This is a genomic window from Pirellulaceae bacterium, assembly GCA_029243025.1.
In the GTDB taxonomy this organism is placed as follows: Bacteria; Planctomycetota; Planctomycetia; order Pirellulales; family Pirellulaceae.
Genome location: JAQWSU010000032.1, coordinates 96,542 through 116,465 on the forward strand (window position 1 = coordinate 96,542; position 19,924 = coordinate 116,465).

Here is a 19,924-nt window from a genome sequence, read left to right on the forward strand (position 1 = left end):
TCTGGGCAAACAGTTGGAAAGGAGTCAAAAAACAAGACACTGAAGTCATTGAGACGGAACTCACCAGGAAATCAGGACGGAATCGCCTAGCTTTGCCTGCAGCAGTCGGGCCGCGTTCCCATTCACGATCGCGATCTCGAGATCGCCCCCCGAACCGATCAACGCCACCCGACAGCCAACCCCGCGATCACCGTAGGTCGAGACGCGTTCGATTTTGCTCCCATCCAGCAAGCTGATAGAAATCGACCGACCATCGGTGGGCAAGCAATCTTGGCCAACATTTGTGATCAGATTGCCGAAACTATCAATTTCGACAATCGTCGCTTCAATTCGATTCGTGGACACTCGGGGCTGACAGTTGGGGTCGCTAACCCAATCATCGACCTCAGAAGCCAGTTCTGCTGCGGGAACGCCCTCCCCAAGATAGGCTGCGACGGGTGCCATGATATCTCGACCATGAAACGTCGATGAAACGGGCTTTCTCCAAAATCTCGGCTGATCAATAACGCGAACCCAATCAGGTCGCCAGCGTTCCATCACAGCGGTAAGCACACCATTGTCGGGCGCGATAAAGAACTGGTCGTGCAGATGTGCCAGCAACACATGCCGTTTTGTTCCGACTCCCGGATCCACTACGACTAGATGGCAACTGTTGGCAGGAAAAGCATCGACGATTGCGTCGAGTCGCCGGCCTGCTTGCCGGATTGCTTGCGGCGGCACGGAATGACTGACATCCACAATCCGCGCCTCTGAATGAAGACCAAGAATCACGCCCTTCATTTGGGCGACGTATTGGCTGCCCTCACCGAAATCAGTCAGCAATGTGATCAACATCAAATGAGACTCCAACGAGGAATCAGGATGTCATTTCTTGGATCAACTGCAGACAGATTTCACGCACCTGGCCAGGATTCACGTTCGGATTTTTCTTTTTTGCCTGACCGATCAGTGCGCCGACGGCCTGCATTTTTCCATCTTGAACGTCCGAAACAACCTTCGGATTTGCTTCCAGCAGAGAGCGGCACAAATCGACCAGTACCGAATCGTCGACTTTTTCGATTCCGAGCGATTTCATCGCAGTGACTCGATCCTGACCCGCCGATAACATCTGCTGAAAGACATCCCTCGATCGGCTACCATCCAACTCGCCATTATTCACGGAGAGCAACAATTCGGCGAGCGAATCCGCGGAGACTGGAAAATCTGCGATCGAGATTCCTTGTTCATTCAAGGTTCGCATGACGTCCTGGTGCATCCAATTCGCCGCTCGCTTGGGATCGTTCGAACGGTCGGCCACACAGACGAAGTAGTCAACTAAGTCGCGTCCGTGGTTAACCATCACGTCGGCGTCGTAGTGCGAGAGAGCATACTCATCCTGCATTCGCTTTCGGAGTGCGGCCGGCAGCTCGGATTGTTTTGCCCGAACGGCAGCTATCTGCTCCTCAGTGACGACAATAGGAACGAGATCCGGATCGGGAAAGTAGCGATAATCGCTCGATTCCTCTTTACTTCGTTGGCCTCTCGTGACTTGTGCCTGATCGTCCCACCCGCGAGTCTGTTTGGGGACATCACCGATCTTGTGGCCCGAATCCTGCCATTCCGAAAACTGTCGCTCGGCTTCATAAGCGAGCGCCCGCTCGACGGCGCGAAAACTGTTTACGTTTTTCACTTCGACGATGGGTGTACGAATCTCACCCTCGGATGTTTCAACCCCCAAATTGATATTGGCATCCACCCGCAGACTGCCTTCTTGCATGTTGCAATCAGACACGCCGAGGTAGGTGAGCAACAATCGCAACTCGGTCAAATACGCCTTTGCCTCCATGGGCGAACGCATGTCGGGCTCACTGACAATTTCGAGCAGCGGAGTACCCGTACGATTTAGATCGATGCGTGTATCCGCTTTACCAGCCGCCTCATCATGCATGCTCTTGCCAGCATCTTCTTCCAGATGAGCGCGAGTGATTCGGACTATTTTCGGCGCAAAAGCATCCTTGGGATCACTAATTTCGAGCCAGCCCTTTTCAGACATCGGCAGATCAAACTGACTGATCTGATATCCCTTAGGTAAATCGGGATAGTAATACTGCTTGCGATCCCATTTTGTGAATCGAGGGATGTCGCAGTTGAGCGCTAATGCAGTTTCCAAAGACAATTCAAAGGCGTGTCGATTCATAACCGGCAGTGCCCCGGGCGTCCCTGTGCAAACCGGGCAAGTTTGGGTGTTCGGATCAGCTCCGAACTGAGTGCTACAGCGACAGAATAATTTTGTTTTCGTCGCAAGTTGGACGTGAACTTCAAGCCCGACAATGATTTCGTAGGGAAGGTCGCTCATGACAACGAGGGCCTCCGCGAATGCCAATCCGTCTCGCGTTGATACATATTCGCTGCTTGCAATAACCGTTCTTCCTCAAACGGAGGAGCCTGCAATTGCAGCCCGACAGGCAAGTTTTCGTTCGTAAACCCACACGGCACTGAGATACTGGTGATACCGGCCAGATTGGCACTGACGGTGTAAAGATCCTGCAAATAAAGCGACAGTGGATCGTTTGCCATGGCACCCAATTTAAAAGCAGGTGTCGGCGTCACCGGACCAATAATGAAATCAACCTTCTCAAATACTTGATCGAAGTCCTGCCGGATGAGTCGTCGCACTTTCAAGGCTTTGAGATAATAGGCATCGTAATAGCCGGAACTTAAGGCGTAGGTTCCCAACATGATCCTGCGTTTGACCTCAGCACCAAATCCCTCAGCCCGAGTCCGGCGATACATACGAACGAGTGGAGAATCAAGATCACCCGCCGCATCATGCTGGCCGGCTGCCTCGAGTTCACGACGTTGCTGCTTCAACTCTCGCAACATCTTTTGCTCATCCGTTCGAAAGCCGTAATGCGCTCCATCATATCGGGCCAAGTTACTCGAGGCTTCACTCGGAGCGATGATATAGTACGCAGCAATGGCATATCGACTGTGTGGCAGAGAAATCTCGCAGATCTCGGCGCCCAAACTTCGATAAACATCCATCGCGGCGTTAACTTGAGCAGCAACTTGATCATCTAGCCCGGCTTCGAAATGTTCTTTCGGAAAACCTAATCGTAGCCCCTTCAGCGGCTGACTGACGGTTTGCGTGTAGGCCGGTACGGTGCGCTGCGCCGATGTCGAATCGCGTTTGTCGTGGCCGGCAATCGCTTCCAACAAGAGAGCAACATCCTCTACCGACCAAGCCAGCGGGCCAATCTGATCAAGACTACTCGCAAACGCGACCAGTCCATAGCGACTGACACGGCCATAGGTCGGCTTCAGCCCGACAACACCACAATAAGCAGACGGCTGCCGAATTGATCCGCCCGTATCCGTACCAACAGAAAGTGGCGCCATGCTCCCAGCAACAGTTGCTGCCGCGCCACCGCTGGAACCACCAGGCACGCGTGACGTGTCCCATGGATTACACGTTTGATGGAAAGCCGAGCTCTCCGTTGATCCGCCCATCGCGAACTCGTCCAAGTTCGTCTTACCGATTAAAACACCACCGGAGTCGGCCAATTTCTGCACGACCGTCGCGTTGTAGGGCGGTCGAAACTCACTCAACATTTTCGACGCACAACTTGTCACACTTCCTTGCGTACAAAGGAGATCCTTGACCGCAACAGGGACCCCTCCCAGGCAACCCACCGTCTCGCCATTCGCAAGCCGCCGATCGACCTGACGCGCTTGGTCGAGTGCCCGCTCGGCGTCAACCTGCAGAAAGGCTTTCACCTGGTCATCCACTTGAGCAATGCGATCCAGAAATGCCTGCGTGACTTCGACGGAGGATAGCTTACGGTCGGCAATTTGCTGGCGAAGGTCGATGGCCGAAAGATTCGTGATAGACATGGCCAAGAAACTCAATCACCAAGGACCGCCGGAACGCGATAACACTCATCATCGCGTTTGGGTGCATTGGCTAAAACCTCGTCACGCGGCAAACTCGCGAGAACTTCGTCCTCCGCGAACACATTACTCATCTCGATTGCGTGGGCCATCGGCTCGACACCTTCCGTGTCAAGCTGCCCCAGTTGGTCGACGTATTCAAGAATCTGCCCCAGTTGACTGGTCATCGTCGTTAACTCGTCTTCCGTCAGTTGGAGACGAGCCAAGAGGGCCACTTTTTCGACTTCCTGGCGAGTGAGACTCATGCTTGCAACTCGAGATCGGGCAAATACCTGCGAGCCGTGCTCCCAAAGAAAATTAAGAAGAGGCGGACAATTTCGTTTCGGCAGGATTTAGCTTAAACGGAGCCCGCTTGACAGCTTTTCGAACAGCACCGCTCCGCAAACATTGCGTACAGACTTGCATCGCCTTCGCTCCGCCGCCGTTCAATGCCACCTTCACCTTTTGCAGATTAGGCTTGAATTTGCGACGCGTGATTCCCGTCACTTTCGTACCGACCCCCCCCAGATACTTGGCCTTACCGCGTGTTTCCACGCTATTCCCCATCTGGGCACGTTTTCCGCAGATCTGACACTCCCGAGCCATCGGTATTTCCTCTTAAACACTTACTTGTATCAGCCAAGCCGCCAGTATATCCGATAGGGCCGTCGTCGCAACCGCAGGTAGCAAAGCCTCTTGGCTCCCGCCCCTCGGCGGTTTCCCCGACCAACTGCCAGACACGAACTCACTACAGACACTTTTCCGTGAAAAAATGGCGGCGAAATCCCCGGCCAACCACGATTCGGTCGATCCACCGTTCCCCCAGACAGAAATCGCACACAACCCAACGGGAACCTTCAGCGTCAAGAGTAGATCCATGCTGGCCTTGTGATCGACACCTTATTCCAGGTCACCGTATTCCAGGAGGCATCAACGGGCGTTGGCAATGATCGTGAGCACCTCGTCAAAGACGGCACCATTGGTGGCCAAGAGCTCACCTGACGTATACGAATCATTGCCCTTCCAATCGGTCACGGTGGCGCCTGCTTCCTTGAGAATGGGATATAACGCGGCCGTATCCCACAGACTGACAACCGGATCGAGCATGACCACAGCTCGGCCCGTCACCAACAGATAGTAGCCATAACAGTCGCCCCAAGTGCGACTGTACCAGGAAGCGGCTTCCAACTGCTCATGCACCAACATTGCATCTCGCTCGGCAAAGGAGCGGACCTCGGAGGTTACATACAAACCGTCGGCGAGTCGATCAACTGCGGAAACATGAGTCTTCATTGCCCGCTGCTCGCCGATCTGCCACCAAGCGTGCTGTCCACGGGCCGCATAAATTCGCTGGTCTAATGCTGGAAACTCGACAACGCCAATGATGCACTGCCCTTCAAACTCGACACCGACCATCGTGCCGAACAACGGCACACCCGCGATGAAGGATTTGGTGCCATCGATCGGATCCAGAATCCACCGAAAGCCACTGATGCCAGGCTGCTCGCCAAATTCCTCTCCCAGTACGCCGTCGTCTGGGAACTCCTCAGCAACCAGCCGACGAATCAACTGTTCAGCCTCGCGATCGGCAATCGTCACGGGACTGTTGTCGGACTTTCGTTCCACCGCGACATCTTGGTCATAGTGTCCCATGACCAAGCGACCAGCTTGTTTCGCCGCGAGACGGGCGAATTGCAAGCGAGCAGAGATTGCCGCTTCCGCACTCATGTTGGCATCCATTGCGCAAATGTTTTTAGGTGGCTATTTCGGACGGCTCCGACCGAACGATTTGCGATAACTTAATCGCCTCGAGTTGCTGCCGGGCAGTTCGGGTCACCTGCCGTAGCGCGAATTGAAGCCGCGCCTGGGACTCCGAATTGAGCCCGTCCGAAACCGGAACCTCCGAACCCAACGGCCCATCAATCGCCTCGATTACTTCAAGGACGGAAATATCGTCCGGCCTTCGAAGCAGAGTATACCCTCCCTCGACGCCCCGCGTTGATTGCAGAATCCCATGAGTGACTAAATTTCTCAAAATCTGCAATAAGAATCGCTCCGGCATCGCGCCCTCGGCAGCCAACCTGCTGCAGGGGACTGGATTCTTGCTATCTGACTCGGCTAGCTGGAGCGTCGCTTGAATTGCGTACGCTACTGTACGTGACAGTTTCATCGTCACGCCCCGCTTTCTGACAAAATGCTCAAATGCTGCCAATCAACAGATGACAGAAAACGACACCTCTTGGGGTTGCTGAGGCAATCAGTCGATTCCTAACATCACACCAACAGAACGTGGTCAAGCCTCCGAGCTGCCCCCAACACACGACGCGGGACCCATAGCCAACCGTCTAGAAGTGGCTACGCGACGGCAAACAATATAGGCGGGCTACAATCCCCTGTCAAACCTCCCAGTCACACAAAAACTCCAAGGCCACGCAAACTACCAGCCGACCTGCAGGCGAATCGTGATCGTGTTGAGCGATCTCGTTGGGACGGATCGATCTCCCGTAATTTCGATCTCAGATCTACACTTTGCAGCTGACGAGCGTCAGGCTTCAGAATTCGGCGAGTCGACCGAGACAGAGCCCAATTTTTGATTCTTGGAGGTCTGAAACGAATGCCAAATCAGGGCAACGGCTCCACACACCAATAAACAATCGGCAACGTTGAAGTTTGGCCAAACAAAACGACCATAGCTCAAACGAATCCAATCGCGTACCGCGTTGCGAGCGTAGACAAACTCACCCCCTTCAGCCAATTCCTCGGCCATCTGCTGATTTGCCGGAACAGCAAAGGTTGGCTCCCACAATCCCAGTCGATCGTAAAGATTTCCGAGAATACCGCCCGTCACGCAGGCAAGGATCAGCGTCAAAAACAAGTCTCGTCCACCGCCTCCCCAGATGAACCAAATCAGCAGGCAGAACAGCGCCACAAACGAGAAAACAGCTAAGAAGATCACTTTGTCTTGCCCGAGTCCGAAAAGCGCCCCGGTGTTCAAAGAGGTCTCGATCCCCACCAGATCCGGATAGAGCCACCAGACGGGCAATTCGCCAGGCATTCCTCGCCACTGAAAAACCAAGTGTTTCGAGAACAGGTCAAGAGCACAGCCCAGGCCAGCAACGGCGGCAAAAAGCAAGAGACGTCTTACCGGTGCGACTTGAACGGCAAATCGATCGCTGGCATCCTTGGTATCGATCATTGGTGGCCCGCCGACCGCGCCTTAACCAAGCAGCAGAAGCTGCTTTTCCAAGGTGGCCAACTCTTCTAGCGTTGAAGCTTTTCCGCACATTTCACGCAAAAAGGAGTGTATGGGATCGCGTTGAGACGCGTTTTCGGGATCACACTCCCGCACTCGTCACAGGAACCATAGACACCGTCTTCAATCCGTTCAAGAGCGGCTTCGATCCGCTGCAGGGTATCCCCTTCGTTCGCCATCAAACTGAGCGTGAATTCCTGCTCGAAGTTATCGCTGCCAACGTCCGCCATGTGAAGCGGCACACTCGACTCACCGCCACTGTCGCGCAGTGTCTTTTCGGCCATCGCAGAAACATCTCCCCGTAAACGAGCACGGAGTTCGAGGAGGCGCTCCTTGTAGACCTTCATATCCGCTTTTTTCATCAACCGTTTGACCATGCCGATCGACGCTGCTCCAAAAACAAAGCCCTGTGGTGCCATTTCCTGCCTCTATCCACTCCATTCTAAGAAGGAATATCTCAACTGTCAAATATCGCAGCAGCTTTGGCAGAGCCAAAGAAACAGATGTAATCGCTTATTATCAAATAACTTACCTCATCCGATCAAATCCCCAAGACAGCTCACCTTGGCGCGTTAGCACCGCTTGACGAGGAGACGATTTGGTCCGGACCGCCCGACAGGCGGCACACCGCCATCCGAGCGAAAAAGAACGGTCTACCAACAGAAATGATTCATTTCACTGGAAAAAACGGCGGTTGCGTGGCCCCAAACGGTTGGCCGTCGCGACTGCTCGCCCTTGATGGGCTCAGATTCGTGTCCTAGACTACGCCGAGCGAACCGCACCAACCCACCCCTTCTTCCTTTACCGTTAGATATTCGTCGTGCCATCGAACGATGTTGCCTTCCAACGTTGCATTTCACCCGCTTGTGGTGCGACCTACGGGGTCGAGCAGGTCCTCGTCGCCTGTGAGAGCTGTGGAAATCTGCTCGATGTGGTCTACGACTGGGATCGACTGCCCGTCCCGAAGAAGCTGTCGGATTTCGAATCGAAGTGGTCAAAACGGTCTAATCCGCTCAATTTCAGCGGTGTATGGCGTTTCCGTGATCTCTTGCCATTCGCCCCCGGCGACAAGATCGTCACGGTCGGAGAGGGGCAAACGATTTTGCAGCAAGCAAACGGCGTGGCGGAATACGCCCAGATGAAGCCCGGTTCGCTGTTCCTGCAATACGAGGGAATGAACCCTTCCGGTAGTTTCAAAGACAACGGAATGTCGGCAGCGTTCACACACGCCCATATGATTGGCGCCGAAAAAGCAGCTTGTGCATCGACGGGGAACACGAGTGCGTCGCTTGCCATGTACTGCTCCGTGACCGGCCTGATGAAAGCAATCATCTTCGTGGGGTCTGGAAAAATCGCTTACGGAAAGCTGTCTCAAGCGTTGGAATATGGAGCGCTCACCGTGCAGATCGCGGGCGATTTTGACGATGCGATGGCACGTGTTCGCGAAATCTCCAAGCGTCTGGGGATCTACTTGGTCAACAGCGTCAACCCGTTTCGTCTTGAGGGACAGAAGACGATCATGCTGCGGGTGCTGGAAGCGTTCGGTTGGCAAATCCCAGACTGGATTGTTGTTCCCGGCGGAAACCTGGGAAACTCGAGTTCGTTTGGCAAAGCGTTCATGGAACTGAAGGAGCTTGGCCTCATCGATCGCGTCCCGAGACTGGCAATCATCAATGCGGCGGGGGCCGACACGCTCTACGAACTTTACGAGAATCGCGATTTGCGCTGGCGGGGTGGTAACAGCAATGCGGAAGTAGCGTGTCACTACTATGACGAGCTGGACCAGAAGCAGCGCAAAGCATCAACCATTGCGAGTGCGATTGAAATCAATCGTCCGGTAAATCTCAATAAATGCATTCGAGCGTTAGAGTTTTGTGATGGCGTGGTTCGACGCGTGACCGATCAGCAAATTCTTGACGCAAAGGCAAAAGTAGGCGCAGGCGGTATCGGTTGTGAACCGGCGAGTGCGGCCAGTGTGGCGGGTACGCGACTTTTGCGTGAGGAGGGTGTGATTGCAGCCAACGATCGCGTGGTCTGCATCCTGACCGGGCACCAATTGAAAGATCCCACCGCGACCGTAGCTTATCACACGACGGATCAGGCAAAGTTCAATGAGATCCTGGGCAGCCGTGGAGTCCAACGAGCTTCGTTTGCAAATCGGGCTATTGCCGTCCAAAACGATTTGGATGAAATCATTCGAGCGATTCAGCTCTACAGTTAGTGGCAAAGTCGACATCGGCCGCACACAGGAGGATTCATGGCCAGCCAAAACGAACCGACTCGAGTTGTCATTCATGGTGCCGCCGGACGCATGGGGCGGCGACTCATTGCCCTCGGTGCCAACGACGGTGCGATGCAAATTGTGGGAGCGCTCGAATCCTCGGAACACCCGGACCAAGGACGAGACGCAGGTGAACTGGCGGGGATCGGCAGGCTGGGCGTACCGATCAGTTCCAAGCTACCCGAGACCGCCGAGGCCGTCATCGATTTTTCGACCGCCGAGGCCGTTGCAGACATTGTTTCCGCATGCCAAGAACAGTCGGTGGCCTTAGTCCTTGCCACGACGGGCCTTTCACCCGAGGTCGATCAACAAGTCAATGCAGCAGGGAAGGTCATTCCAATCGTGCGGGCTCCCAATATGAGCTTGGCAGTGAATCTAACCATGAAACTTGCCACAATTGCCGCCCAGAAACTTGCCTCCTATGGCCCGGGAGCGGACGTTGAAATCATTGAACGACACCATCGTTACAAGGAAGACTCGCCCAGCGGGACCGCGTTGCGATTTGGCGAATTGATCGCCGAAGAGATGGGACAGAATCAGCATGTGCATGGTCGCGAGGGGCGTCCGGGAGCCCGACCTCAACACGAAATCGGTTATCACGCACTGCGAACCGGAGACAACCCGGGCGAGCACACGATTGTCTTCGGCTTGCTCGGCGAGACCGTTGAGTTGTCGGTGAAAGCGACCAATCGAGATTGCTACGCACTCGGAGCTCTTGAAGCGGCAAAATTCGTCGCCACTCAGCAGCCGGGCTTTTATTCCATGAATGACGTACTCCAGCTGTAAGTCCTGGCTAGGTGCATCGTGTGCTAAACCGTGCGAATGGCACGTTTCCCGTGTCGGGCGCGACACCAACAGGCATTAATTCACGAGTGGGACCCAATGGCAAAGTGCGACGAAGGTTACCTCTGCGATGTCTGCGGTGATGATGTTAGTCAGGTGACCGACAGCCAACTTTACTTGCTGTTCGTCATCGGCGACATCGATCCAGAACTGCTGCATACGTCGCAAGAACGTCACTTGCGATGCAATCCGATCCTAGCCCAATTCATTGTCGACGCTGAATTCCCTTCGATTTTCGTAGAGGGCGATTTCGACAAACGCCAACTCGACCCAGCATTCGTTGAACAACGCGAGCAGCTGGTCAGCCGTGGCTGGCGGCGACTTCGAGAAATCTCGGGGCAAGAGCTTGCCATCATCGATTACCCGCTACCCGAGGTCATCGAAAAACTGAAGCGAGAGGCCCAGCAATAGCCACCTGAAAAGCCTATTGCCTACCCCGAACCAGCTGGATCGCACCATGCACGACAGTCTCTTCGCCAAGCGCGGCCGGTAGCAATGAAACGGAATCGGCCAACGGTGGAAAGACATACTGCTGCACATGTGATCGCAGACGTGCGAACAAAGGTTCGCCAATCAAGGCCACCCCTCCGCCGATCACGACTCGTTCAGGCGCGACGAGCGTAATCATTTGCGCGATCGCCCAACCCAAATGGCGGGCAGCTTGGTTCAATACTCCGGCAGCCAATTCGTTACCAGCCAAGGCAAGCGAAGCGATATTCTTCGCGGACAGCTGCGACTCAATTTGCAAACTTCGCAGCTCAGCAAGCTCCTGGTCCGAGCCTGCGAGCGAATCGGATAGAAGCTGTAGGGCTTGAGTTTCGATCCCTAAACCACTTGCGAATGATTCCACCGTGCACCCCAATTCGACTGCTTCGAGGCCCGGTCGCAGGTGGCCAATTTCGGCGACAGACGGTCGTCCTTGTCCATCAATCTGGCCGTCGATCACCAATCCTCCCCCGATCCCGGTACCGATCGTCACATAGAACACGCGACGCGCACCGCGCCCTGCCCCCAACGTGGCCTCGGCCAAGGCGGCCACATCACAGTCGTTACCAATATCGGGTAGCATCCCCAACTGCTGGTTGCACCACTCACCAAGAGGAAATTGATCCCAGCCTTGGACTTGATGACTCGTGATCGTCGACCGTTGCTCCCAATTAACCGGCCCTCCAAATCCAATCCCAAGAGCAGCGACTTGATATTTCTCGATCAGCTTGGGTGCCAAAATCTTGATTTGACGAAGTATTCCCTCGGCACCTTCATCACGGTCAATCGAACAACGTTCCAACGCGACAAGCTGTGCATCAGCTGGCTGGAAATCGCCCACGCCGAACTGCAGCTTGGTCCCACCGATTTCAATCCCGAGAATCATTGAGCATGTCTACCTTCGTGATTAATTCGAGCGAACACGTCGTTCAAGACCCAATGAAATAAACACAAATGAACACTCTCCACCATTCCCATATCATCCAAAGCAACGTGCAAACCATCCGTCTGCATTTGCTTCAACTTGCCGCCATTGAAACCTGAAAGTCCAAAGGTTGTCAGACCATGACGATTTGCCCAATCGACTGCTTTCACAATATTTGGGCTGTTTCCCGAACCGCTGATTGCCAATACGAGATCGCCAGCCTGCCCATAATTCATCAGCTGCTGCACAAAAATGTCTTCGTATCCGACGTCATTGCCGACAGCCAACATCCAACCAACATTGTCCGTCAAACTCATAATCTTGAGCCGCTTTTTAGACTCGTCCTGCAGGTCGCTCTCCCGCAGGCTACTCTTACCAAGGTCTTCAGAAAAATGGGTCGCCGTGGTCGCCGAACCACCATTACCAAAAACGTAAACAAAACGTTCCTGCTCCCAGGCATCGTAGGTCAAATCTGACCAGCGTTGCATCGCGGCCTGATCGATGCGAGACAATTCTTCCTGTAAGCGATCAATATATTCCCGTTGGTCCAGCAAGGCTCCTAGCATGTGCTTTCTCTCTTACGTCAAAAATGTGTGAAGATACCAAGTTCCGATGCTAGCCATTTCCGCCTGCCTCGTGGTCTTCGGCATCTGGATCCTTTAGAGCGTCATCGATTCCCCCGCAGTCTACGCATCCGAATCGCTCAAAGTCGGATGGTAAAACAACAACACCGGAAAAATCAAAATGGCCATCAGCGCGAACAGGGGACTGCGAGGCCATTCCATCTCCACGATGAATCGACTGAAGAGCCCGTACAGAACTCCGGAAAGCAAGATTGCCAGAAAGTTGGCCTGATTCATCACAGCAATCATTCTGCCTTTTTGTTCGTCTGGAGGCCGAGACTGGATGAAGACTTGCACCGGTATCGCAAAGAATCCAGCCGCCACGCCCAACAGGGCGAGCACAACCAGCGATCCTTGAAAGCCAAGTAGATGATGATACTCAGGTGCTGAGCCTGTCTTGCTGCCAGCAGCGGCCGTTTCAGCGGTCGATTGCATGCTGACCGCGGAGCCTAACTGACGATCATGCGTTTTGACTCCCGTTGCTTGAGCCGGGCCTACCGGCCAGGAAATCGAAAGCAAAACCAGACAGCTCACCAGCCCCCAGAGTCCGACTCGAACGACTTTGGGATTAGCACGTCCCTGGCAAAGTTTCCCGGCAATGACGGCCCCCACGGAAATCCCCAGGCCCACCATCGCTGTCATGACACTGGTCAGCATGCTGTTCAAACGCAACTGCACGATTCCTAAAGAATTGACTGCTTGAATCGCAATCCCGGAGACAAGCCAAAACATGCTCGACGCGAGCAGAGCAGCAACCAGCGGTCGATCTGCCCGCAAAATCTGCAACGTATCGCGCCGCACAAACAAGGAAGCCCAAACGAATTTCAAATCAGACTTTGCCGCTGGTACCTTTCGGACAATAAACACGATGACCGTACCGATCACCGCAATCACCACACAGGCAGCCGAACCAATCGCCAAATGGTGAGCCTGTTCAGCCAGGGGCTGATTTACGTCAACCAACAAGTACTTCAGATATCCAGCTGAAACAGTCCCGAAGATAATCGCCAAGAAGGTCAGCATCAGGATGATTCCATTCGCTCGTGGCAAATCTTCATACCGAAACAATTCAGGTAAGATGCCATATTTGCCTGGCCCGAAAAAAGCGCTCTGCGTCCCCATTAAGAAGAGCACAACCAGCAACCCGGGGTAACCGCTCGATCGATAGAGAATAAATGCAAGCAACCCAAGCAACATGGCGACGATTTCGGCCACTTTGCTGGCAACGATGATTCGTCTCTTACTGTACCGATCCGAAAGGTATCCGGCGTAGCCCGAAAACAGGACAAATGGCAACGAAAACACGATCGTCGCAATATCCTGCTGATCCTGTTGGAACGATGAGACCACAACCGGAATCGAAAGTAGCAGCACAAGCTGCTTGTACAGATTATCGTTGAACGCACCGAGAAACTGCGTGATCGACATGCCCCAGAACGAAATATCTCGCATCAAGGGCAGATTTGGCTGGGAGGCACGATGCGTATGACTGTTCATGCGTCGCATTATGCACTCGACGCGAAAATGAACAAGACGAACCGTCCACCACAGCATTTTTTGCTGCAATCCCACTCATTTGGACTTGCAACTCAAACGCATTAGAACGAGTTACCCATCGCTTCAGCAACTCGGCGACAACGCTGCATTGTGTCCTCGAATTGCTCGAAAGTCAGGGATTGGTATCCATCACTCAGCGCCTTTTCCGGGTCGGGATGCACTTCAACAATTAACCCGTCAGCTCCCGCAGCAACGCTTGCAACCGACATTTCGGGCACCATACTCGCGTGGCCCGTACCGTGGGAAGGATCAACCACTATCGGCAAGTGTGTCTTCTGATGCAGATAGATAACGGAAGCTAATGGAAGTGTGAACCGGGTATGACTTTCGAAAGTTCGGATTCCCCGTTCGCAAAGCATGACGTTTGAGTTTCCCTCATTGAGCACGTATTCTGCGGCAAGCAGAAGTTCGTCAAGTGTGGCACTTGCACCTCGTTTTAGCAAAACGGCCCGATCACAATTTCCTACGGCCTCTAACAATCGATAATTCTGCATGTTCCGAGCACCGATTTGCAGAACATCGGCGTATCGTGCGACCAAATCGACATCATCTGTCGAGACCACCTCCGTGACAACAGCCAGGCCCGTTTCTTCCCGCGCCGCAGCCAGTAACTTGAGCCCTTCTTCCTTCATGCCCTGAAAGCTGTAGGGGCTTGTTCGTGGTTTGAAAGCACCACCTCGCAGTGCCGTTGCCCCTGACGCACGAACAGCATGGGCCGTTTTAATAATTTGTTCTTCCGATTCAACACTACAGGGACCGGCAATCATCCCAATCTTGCCATTGCCAACGGTCAAGCTGCCAACCTTGATTGTCGTTGGCTCCGGTTTAACCTCGACGCTAGCAACCTTATAGGGAGCTAAAATGGGAACGACTTCCGACACGCCTGGTCCACTTTCCAGCGACTGACGCGTCTCCTCTCTTTTTTCGCCAATGGCCGCAATCACAGTTCGTTCCGTGCCAACAATCACATGGGCTTTCAAACCCATTTGTTCGACACGTTCCACCATGTGTTCCACTTCGTTTTGCGACGCTCCGTGTTTCATTACAACAATCATCGAATCAACTCCGTATTTTTTTTGTGTCAGGGTAGTCGAAATAATTCATCGACGTCGGCTGAGATCGGGTCGCGTCTGTTTAACACGAAAACCTAAGAATCGGATGAACGGAATCATTGTCTTGGGTTGTTTTGGCTGATCACAGCATTCGCATCGGCAACAAAAAAGGCCCTGAGATCCGTTTTGGGTCTCAGGGCCTTTTTCGCTTCGGATGCAATTGGATCTCTACAAAGCGCCTCCGGGCCCACGACCACGGCTCGTAAAGTAGAAAAACCAAAAGTATCGGAAGCAGTTTCTCATGATGCACGCATTATGATTGCCTTCGCCAAGCATTTCAAGATGGACAAAAAAACTATTTTCCGAGTAGAAAATTGACGCCGATGAATTCGGATTGGCGTTCATGATCAATTCGCCAGCGTCTTCCACCAATTTTCAGCGATGGCTTCCATCGGTTGCCCCAGACGCTGCAAGATCGCCTCGGAGAAAGGTTGACCACCTTCCACATCCTGCAACATTTGCCCGAATCGACGACCGTTTTTAAGCATCGCTTGCAACAAGCCAGCAGCAGCAACTTCCTGAGATTCCGGAGATAATTTCGACTTCAACAACTCCTCCGGGGAATCCATTCTCGCGACAACTGACGGCAATTCCTGCGATAAACGTTTTGCCAACGACGATCGGGGAGCCACCTTGGCTGCCACCGCATTGGCTGCCCCCACGATAAACCAATCGGGCAAATCACCGGTCAATTGCAACATGGCTCCGACGATCCCTCGGCACAGTTCAGCATCGAATTGCCCGTCTCGCTGCTCCGATTTCGGTAGCAACTGCACGACATAGGCATCGAGCCCGGCCGTCCTTGCGTGCCCCCTCCAGGAAACCGGCACCGCTCTTTTTTCTACCATTTGAGCGAATTCACTGTATTCGTAACTATCTCGCACGAGGAAGATCGTAATTCGCCCCTTCCTTGCCTGAGCCTGTGATGAAAGCTGTAAAATGCGGTCGATCCGCGTTCGGAGACTCTCCGCGAGCTCGGCAATTTTGGTCAACCTTTTTTCGGAGACATCCCCCACCAATAAGAAGTGCTCCGACTTGACCAGATCGGGGCGATGGGACGGAAACACCAACTGCCAATTTTGGATTGCTAATCGCTCCCGTTCTGAGCTCAATTCGGCTGCAGTCGCATTCCGTAATTTCGACACAAGAGCCAAATCCTCGACGCTTTGTGCTGGGCTATCGCCATCAAACAGGGCTCCCTCGGATATCCAACGGAGTACCGTCGCAATTTGAGCTTCAGACCATGCGGGCCGATTCAGTGGCATCCGCTGCCCATCTGCAGTTCCCCGTAACTTTTTGACCAGCAAACTGTCGGCGGGCTTCTGCAAATCCCAAAGTGGTCCCCCATCCCCGCCGCGTTCCATGCGTCGAAAACTGCTCAAGCTCAAATTATTACGTGGATTGTTCGAACCGTGGCAGGCGACGCATTGTGCAGCAAGTAATGGGGCAATCTGATTCGAAAAACTCACAGAACCATCGATCTCCGGCGACAAGGGACGGTCAGTCTTGTCAGCAGGCTTAACCCTTGATTGCTCTACCTTTCCATTGAACCGCGCGCCCTGATTGATCCACGATGAAAGCAGTTTCAGCTCGCTCTTCGTCACACTGGGATTATCCGGCGGCATCTCGCCTGCACGAATTCGGCGAACGATCAAACTTGCATTCGCACGGCGAGACCGAACGGCACGCCCTGCAGAACCTCCTCGCATCAAATCAGCGTGAGTCGCCATACTCAACTCACCCTTTGTATCGTTGATGTGACAGCTACCACATCGCTTCTCCAGAAGAGGTGCGATCTGTTTCGTATAACTGATTCCAGATCGCGAGACGGTAGAAGGCTTTGCAACTTGAGGCAGCGAAATCCCTTCCAGTTCAAGCAAAGTCTGTGCTTTCTGAAGTGAACGATAGACCGCTTTTTGTTCAGCTTGCTCTGCGGCAGTTGTCGCCGACAGGGTCGTTAATCGCGACTGAACGGCCTTCACCAAATCAGCCGCATCTTGAAATTGACCACTCTGATACAGTTTGCCAGCTTGACGCAAGTCGGCGCGTATCTGTGCCCAACTCGGTTGATCAGCCGCTTCAGCAGCGGAAAGAATGCCCTGTTGGACGCCAGGGCTGCTGCCCCAACAAAAAATCAACGCCGGCAACACAAATCGAAGGAAACATCTCGCAAGATGTCGAGATCGATCAACCACTTCATGACGTATGATGACGTCTGACAATTCGCTTCTGCTTGTTCTTAACGCGGCGGACATTTTTGGAACCATCACTTTGTTTGTAACCGTGTTCGATCGCAAACCACTCGGCGTAACGTTCTCGATCGGTGTAGCTTCGATTTCGATTGTCGAGTAAATGGCCCAATTCGTGAATCAAAATGTTATTAAGATAAAAATCTTTTACCGCAGCCTTGCTCCAAATCAATTGCCACTCGGATGGCCCCGATTGATACCAGCGTCCCCCAAACATGCGAGCCTCCGTCCGTTGAGCTGGCTTCGGAGGCCGGCAATAGTACTCAATCAAACTATTCTCGATCGGATAAAGATAGAGCGCATTTCCCCACTGCATGCCATAACAAGGCAAACTTTGCTTTTTTCGGGTCATCCGGCTCAACTGAATGACAGCGAGCGGCTCTAGCATCTGATCGGGCAACTCCGACAAACGATCTCTGATTTCCTCGGGGGTAACGACGTGCCGGTATCCGGGGCCGGGTGCCTGGATCACGAGTTCGTAAGAACGGCCTGGCACATCTCCCACTTCGTACCAGTCTTCAGGTGGTGCAAACGGAAACTGCTCGTTCTTCTCCATCCCACGAGTCCGCTGACTCAAAGCTGCCCCATGTCGATATCGTTTCGAACTCCCCAAGTGTTGTGTGGGACGTGCGATCCGCTTCGTCGGTTTCTTTGGGTTTCGATTCGTCATGGCAGGGCTCGAGACAGGATCTTTGCTCAACTTTCGATGAAACAGAACGATTTCGAAATACTGAGACCACTTACATGCTAGAGGGATCTCAGCTGAAAATTCAAGTGAACAACACTAAATACCTATTCCCAAACACCTTACGAACAACCGCCTTAACACTCGACAAGGAGGATTTTGCAACCGGAAGAATCAGAATCCCATCTACGTTAAGATTCGCAAACAGGATAATTGCGCTGATTAAGTCAAGAAAATGGCCGGCTCACGGGTCAACTCGCAGCTTGCTCAGGCCAATGCGAACGCCGCATGCCAGCCCGCCGAGTCTAAGCCCGTTGGCACACTCTAGTAAGCTCGCAAAAAGCCCATTACCCTAACGGAGTGATCCGCTCGCATGCCATTCGTGTGACGGATAGGAACCACTTCTCGTCGAGACGAGCACGATGAAACTACTAGGAATCTTTGAGTTGGCACGAAGGCTAAAAGAAAGTTTAAGACCGGCAAACGGCGTTAATTCACACGAAGTTGTCATCTACACGCGGCAAGGCTGTCATCTCTGTGAAGACGCAGCACGGCTGGTTCTCCAGCACGGTATCCGCCCCAAGATGGTCGATATTGATAACGACGCTGAATTGCGCCAACGCTTTGATTGTTGCGTCCCCGTGGTCGAAATTGACGGAAAAATCCGTTTTCGGGGACGCGTCAATGGCGTCCTGTTGCGACGACTTCTCTCTCATTCGACAGGGTAATCACGCCATGGATGAACTTGTGGTTTTCGCAAAATATTGGCAACCAGGTCGAGTCAAAACACGCTTGGGTGTCGAGATTGGTATGGATGCGTCCAGCGAGATCTACCGTCAATTCCTTGTGACGCTCCTCAATCGGCTTCAAACCGAGGGGGATCAGCGAATCCTCGCCTTCGCACCGAGTGAACATCGGCGTGATTTTGAAAAGCTTCCCGGCGCCGCAGCTTGGAAGCTAACTCCACAATCTTCTGGTAATCTGGGGGACCGACTCAGCCGATTATTTCAGCAAAGGTTCCAGGCAGGCGCTTCCCGTGTGGTCTTAATTGGCTCGGACAGCCCCTCTCTGCCGCTTCAATACGTTCGAGATGCATTCCGGCATCTTCAAACCCATGACGCCGTTTTGGGCCCGTCTACCGACGGCGGCTACTATCTGGTTGGAATGCAAAAACCACTGGGATTTCTCTTTGAGAGAATTGACTGGAGCACCGAGAAAGTGTGGCGTCAAACTTTACAGCGAATCGAGTCGAACCCAACAGAGATTTCTCTCGCAGTTTTACCCCAGTGGTATGATATCGATACGCTAGAAGGGCTCCAGCAACTGGTTGACGAATTGGACCAGTCAAAACCAGATTCTGAAGCCACTCGCGTGCTATCGCAGCTTTGTCATCAATTGCTCATACGTGGAAAACGTTGATCCGATCACGTGTGGAATCGTTCGATGTAAAACAGCGCAAGGTGCGGCAAGCTTGCGCTTTCTACCGATCCTGACGGCGTTGTCGAGCATACTCGACAGGTAAGCCGTACTATCCCGATAGAGCTAACAAGTTGGTGAACAAATCGCGTAGGAGTCAATCAGGCTATGTTCATGCTGGCAGCCCCTTGGATCGAGTCGCTTGCAGGCAGTCTACTGTCAGCAACCACAAGCGTTGTGCCGAACATCGCTGCTCATCCGTTGGTGACTGCAGCCATGTTCTTGACAATATACTTGGGCCTGACAGCTCTTCGATATCGCCTGCAACCTAGTCAGTCTGGATCCCGTCTCATTCGGCGGGATCGATTTGACTGATTTGTTTCACGCAAGAAATGAAAACAAAGATCAGTGCACGCTTCACTGAAAAGACGGTTTACTGAAAAGACGGGTCGCCAAAAAACCAGTGAGTGATTGAGCGATCCAAGCGGTTCCCATTTATCTCACCCTACGTGAAAGCCCGTAACTCTCGACGGGAAGAGCACATTGAGCCGAATGGATTTGGTTCACCTCGAAATATCGTTTCGC

General features: G+C 53.2%; 21 protein-coding genes. 5 read left to right on the forward strand and 16 right to left on the reverse strand.

Going from position 1 to position 19,924, the window contains the following annotated elements; genetic code table 11:
• Window positions 1-60: 60 nt before the first annotated feature.
• From P8N76_14885 to P8N76_14930, 10 genes are all read right to left on the reverse strand, one after another.
• Entirely contained in the window at window positions 61-834 is a 774-nt protein-coding gene (locus tag P8N76_14885) for an SAM-dependent chlorinase/fluorinase (protein ID MDG2382952.1), read from the reverse strand.
• 22 nt (window positions 835-856) lie between these two features.
• The gene (gatB, locus tag P8N76_14890) at window positions 857-2,335 is read right to left on the reverse strand and encodes an Asp-tRNA(Asn)/Glu-tRNA(Gln) amidotransferase subunit GatB (protein MDG2382953.1); all 1,479 of its coding nucleotides are present in this window, start codon (window positions 2,333-2,335) and stop codon (window positions 857-859) included.
• A complete protein-coding gene (locus tag P8N76_14895) occupies window positions 2,332-3,873 on the reverse strand; it encodes an Asp-tRNA(Asn)/Glu-tRNA(Gln) amidotransferase subunit GatA (protein MDG2382954.1) in 1,542 nt (513 codons plus the stop codon). Before P8N76_14895 ends, gatB begins: the two co-directional genes overlap by 4 nt.
• Before the next feature lie 11 nt (window positions 3,874-3,884).
• Window positions 3,885-4,175, reverse strand: a complete 291-nt coding sequence (gatC, locus tag P8N76_14900) for an Asp-tRNA(Asn)/Glu-tRNA(Gln) amidotransferase subunit GatC (protein MDG2382955.1) — start codon at window positions 4,173-4,175, stop codon at window positions 3,885-3,887.
• A gap of 52 nt (window positions 4,176-4,227) precedes the next feature.
• On the reverse strand, window positions 4,228-4,515 hold the full coding sequence (rpmB, locus tag P8N76_14905; GenBank protein ID MDG2382956.1) for a 50S ribosomal protein L28: 288 nt from the start codon (window positions 4,513-4,515) through the stop codon (window positions 4,228-4,230).
• A gap of 12 nt (window positions 4,516-4,527) precedes the next feature.
• Window positions 4,528-4,788, reverse strand: coding sequence for a hypothetical protein (locus tag P8N76_14910; GenBank protein MDG2382957.1), 261 nt, complete (start codon window positions 4,786-4,788; stop codon window positions 4,528-4,530).
• Between the two features lie 51 nt (window positions 4,789-4,839).
• Complete coding sequence (locus P8N76_14915) at window positions 4,840-5,637, reverse strand: inositol monophosphatase family protein (GenBank protein ID MDG2382958.1); 798 nt, start codon at window positions 5,635-5,637, stop codon at window positions 4,840-4,842.
• Window positions 5,638-5,662: 25 nt separating this feature from the next.
• Complete coding sequence (locus tag P8N76_14920; protein ID MDG2382959.1) at window positions 5,663-6,079, reverse strand: Rrf2 family transcriptional regulator; 417 nt, start codon at window positions 6,077-6,079, stop codon at window positions 5,663-5,665.
• A 375-nt stretch (window positions 6,080-6,454) separates the two neighbouring features.
• A complete protein-coding gene (locus P8N76_14925) occupies window positions 6,455-7,105 on the reverse strand; it encodes a signal peptidase II (protein MDG2382960.1) in 651 nt (216 codons plus the stop codon).
• Between the two features lie 65 nt (window positions 7,106-7,170).
• Window positions 7,171-7,581, reverse strand: a complete 411-nt coding sequence (locus P8N76_14930; GenBank protein ID MDG2382961.1) for a TraR/DksA family transcriptional regulator — start codon at window positions 7,579-7,581, stop codon at window positions 7,171-7,173.
• A 401-nt stretch (window positions 7,582-7,982) separates the two neighbouring features.
• Here P8N76_14930 and thrC point away from each other — a divergent pair, with 401 nt between their 5' ends.
• The 3 genes from thrC to P8N76_14945 all read left to right on the forward strand — a co-directional run bounded on the left by thrC (window position 7,983) and on the right by P8N76_14945 (window position 10,697).
• Window positions 7,983-9,383 carry a threonine synthase gene (thrC, locus tag P8N76_14935; protein ID MDG2382962.1) on the forward strand — a complete coding sequence of 467 codons (1,401 nt, stop codon included), beginning with the start codon at window positions 7,983-7,985 and terminating at the stop codon, window positions 9,381-9,383.
• 36 nt (window positions 9,384-9,419) lie between these two features.
• Window positions 9,420-10,229 carry a 4-hydroxy-tetrahydrodipicolinate reductase gene (gene dapB, locus P8N76_14940; protein ID MDG2382963.1) on the forward strand — a complete coding sequence of 270 codons (810 nt, stop codon included), beginning with the start codon at window positions 9,420-9,422 and terminating at the stop codon, window positions 10,227-10,229.
• Between the two features lie 96 nt (window positions 10,230-10,325).
• A complete protein-coding gene (locus P8N76_14945) occupies window positions 10,326-10,697 on the forward strand; it encodes a hypothetical protein (protein MDG2382964.1) in 372 nt (123 codons plus the stop codon).
• Window positions 10,698-10,710: 13 nt separating this feature from the next.
• Here the strand turns inward: P8N76_14945 and P8N76_14950 are convergent, their stop codons facing one another.
• The 6 genes from P8N76_14950 to P8N76_14975 all read right to left on the reverse strand — a co-directional run bounded on the left by P8N76_14950 (window position 10,711) and on the right by P8N76_14975 (window position 17,908).
• Window positions 10,711-11,658, reverse strand: coding sequence for an ROK family protein (locus P8N76_14950; protein MDG2382965.1), 948 nt, complete (start codon window positions 11,656-11,658; stop codon window positions 10,711-10,713).
• A complete protein-coding gene (locus P8N76_14955; GenBank protein MDG2382966.1) occupies window positions 11,655-12,263 on the reverse strand; it encodes an SIS domain-containing protein in 609 nt (202 codons plus the stop codon). Before P8N76_14955 ends, P8N76_14950 begins: the two co-directional genes overlap by 4 nt.
• Window positions 12,264-12,383: 120 nt before the next feature.
• A complete protein-coding gene (locus P8N76_14960) occupies window positions 12,384-13,826 on the reverse strand; it encodes an MFS transporter (GenBank protein MDG2382967.1) in 1,443 nt (480 codons plus the stop codon).
• Between the two features lie 92 nt (window positions 13,827-13,918).
• Window positions 13,919-14,932 carry a 3-deoxy-7-phosphoheptulonate synthase gene (aroF, locus tag P8N76_14965; protein MDG2382968.1) on the reverse strand — a complete coding sequence of 338 codons (1,014 nt, stop codon included), beginning with the start codon at window positions 14,930-14,932 and terminating at the stop codon, window positions 13,919-13,921.
• A 404-nt stretch (window positions 14,933-15,336) separates the two neighbouring features.
• Window positions 15,337-17,211, reverse strand: coding sequence for a hypothetical protein (locus tag P8N76_14970; protein ID MDG2382969.1), 1,875 nt, complete (start codon window positions 17,209-17,211; stop codon window positions 15,337-15,339).
• Window positions 17,186-17,908, reverse strand: a complete 723-nt coding sequence (locus P8N76_14975) for a hypothetical protein (GenBank protein MDG2382970.1) — start codon at window positions 17,906-17,908, stop codon at window positions 17,186-17,188. Before P8N76_14975 ends, P8N76_14970 begins: the two co-directional genes overlap by 26 nt.
• Window positions 17,909-18,345: 437 nt before the next feature.
• On the opposite strand from P8N76_14975, the gene P8N76_14980 reads away from it, so the two are divergent.
• Window positions 18,346-18,651: a glutaredoxin family protein gene (locus P8N76_14980; GenBank protein MDG2382971.1), complete on the forward strand. Its 306-nt coding sequence runs from the start codon at window positions 18,346-18,348 to the stop codon at window positions 18,649-18,651.
• A gap of 7 nt (window positions 18,652-18,658) precedes the next feature.
• Complete coding sequence (locus tag P8N76_14985; protein MDG2382972.1) at window positions 18,659-19,342, forward strand: TIGR04282 family arsenosugar biosynthesis glycosyltransferase; 684 nt, start codon at window positions 18,659-18,661, stop codon at window positions 19,340-19,342.
• The last annotated feature ends 582 nt before the right edge of the window (window positions 19,343-19,924 follow it).

Bases quoted from the DNA above. Each gene is read 5' to 3' on its own strand.
- P8N76_14885 (MDG2382952.1), bottom strand. From the start codon at position 834: ATGTTGATCACATTGCTGACTGATTTCGGTGAGGGCAGCCAATACGTC.
- gatB (MDG2382953.1), bottom strand. From the start codon at position 2,335: ATGAGCGACCTTCCCTACGAAATCATTGTCGGGCTTGAAGTTCACGTC.
- P8N76_14895 (MDG2382954.1), bottom strand. From the start codon at position 3,873: ATGTCTATCACGAATCTTTCGGCCATCGACCTTCGCCAGCAAATTGCC.
- gatC (MDG2382955.1), bottom strand. From the start codon at position 4,175: ATGAGTCTCACTCGCCAGGAAGTCGAAAAAGTGGCCCTCTTGGCTCGT.
- rpmB (MDG2382956.1), bottom strand. From the start codon at position 4,515: ATGGCTCGGGAGTGTCAGATCTGCGGAAAACGTGCCCAGATGGGGAAT.
- P8N76_14910 (MDG2382957.1), bottom strand. From the start codon at position 4,788: ATGGATCTACTCTTGACGCTGAAGGTTCCCGTTGGGTTGTGTGCGATT.
- P8N76_14915 (MDG2382958.1), bottom strand. From the start codon at position 5,637: ATGAGTGCGGAAGCGGCAATCTCTGCTCGCTTGCAATTCGCCCGTCTC.
- P8N76_14920 (MDG2382959.1), bottom strand. From the start codon at position 6,079: ATGAAACTGTCACGTACAGTAGCGTACGCAATTCAAGCGACGCTCCAG.
- P8N76_14925 (MDG2382960.1), bottom strand. From the start codon at position 7,105: ATGATCGATACCAAGGATGCCAGCGATCGATTTGCCGTTCAAGTCGCA.
- P8N76_14930 (MDG2382961.1), bottom strand. From the start codon at position 7,581: ATGGCACCACAGGGCTTTGTTTTTGGAGCAGCGTCGATCGGCATGGTC.
- dapB (MDG2382963.1), top strand. From the start codon at position 9,420: ATGGCCAGCCAAAACGAACCGACTCGAGTTGTCATTCATGGTGCCGCC.
- P8N76_14945 (MDG2382964.1), top strand. From the start codon at position 10,326: ATGGCAAAGTGCGACGAAGGTTACCTCTGCGATGTCTGCGGTGATGAT.
- P8N76_14950 (MDG2382965.1), bottom strand. From the start codon at position 11,658: ATGATTCTCGGGATTGAAATCGGTGGGACCAAGCTGCAGTTCGGCGTG.
- P8N76_14955 (MDG2382966.1), bottom strand. From the start codon at position 12,263: ATGCTAGGAGCCTTGCTGGACCAACGGGAATATATTGATCGCTTACAG.
- P8N76_14960 (MDG2382967.1), bottom strand. From the start codon at position 13,826: ATGCGACGCATGAACAGTCATACGCATCGTGCCTCCCAGCCAAATCTG.
- aroF (MDG2382968.1), bottom strand. From the start codon at position 14,932: ATGATTGTTGTAATGAAACACGGAGCGTCGCAAAACGAAGTGGAACAC.
- P8N76_14975 (MDG2382970.1), bottom strand. From the start codon at position 17,908: ATGACGAATCGAAACCCAAAGAAACCGACGAAGCGGATCGCACGTCCC.
- P8N76_14980 (MDG2382971.1), top strand. From the start codon at position 18,346: ATGAAACTACTAGGAATCTTTGAGTTGGCACGAAGGCTAAAAGAAAGT.
- P8N76_14985 (MDG2382972.1), top strand. From the start codon at position 18,659: ATGGATGAACTTGTGGTTTTCGCAAAATATTGGCAACCAGGTCGAGTC.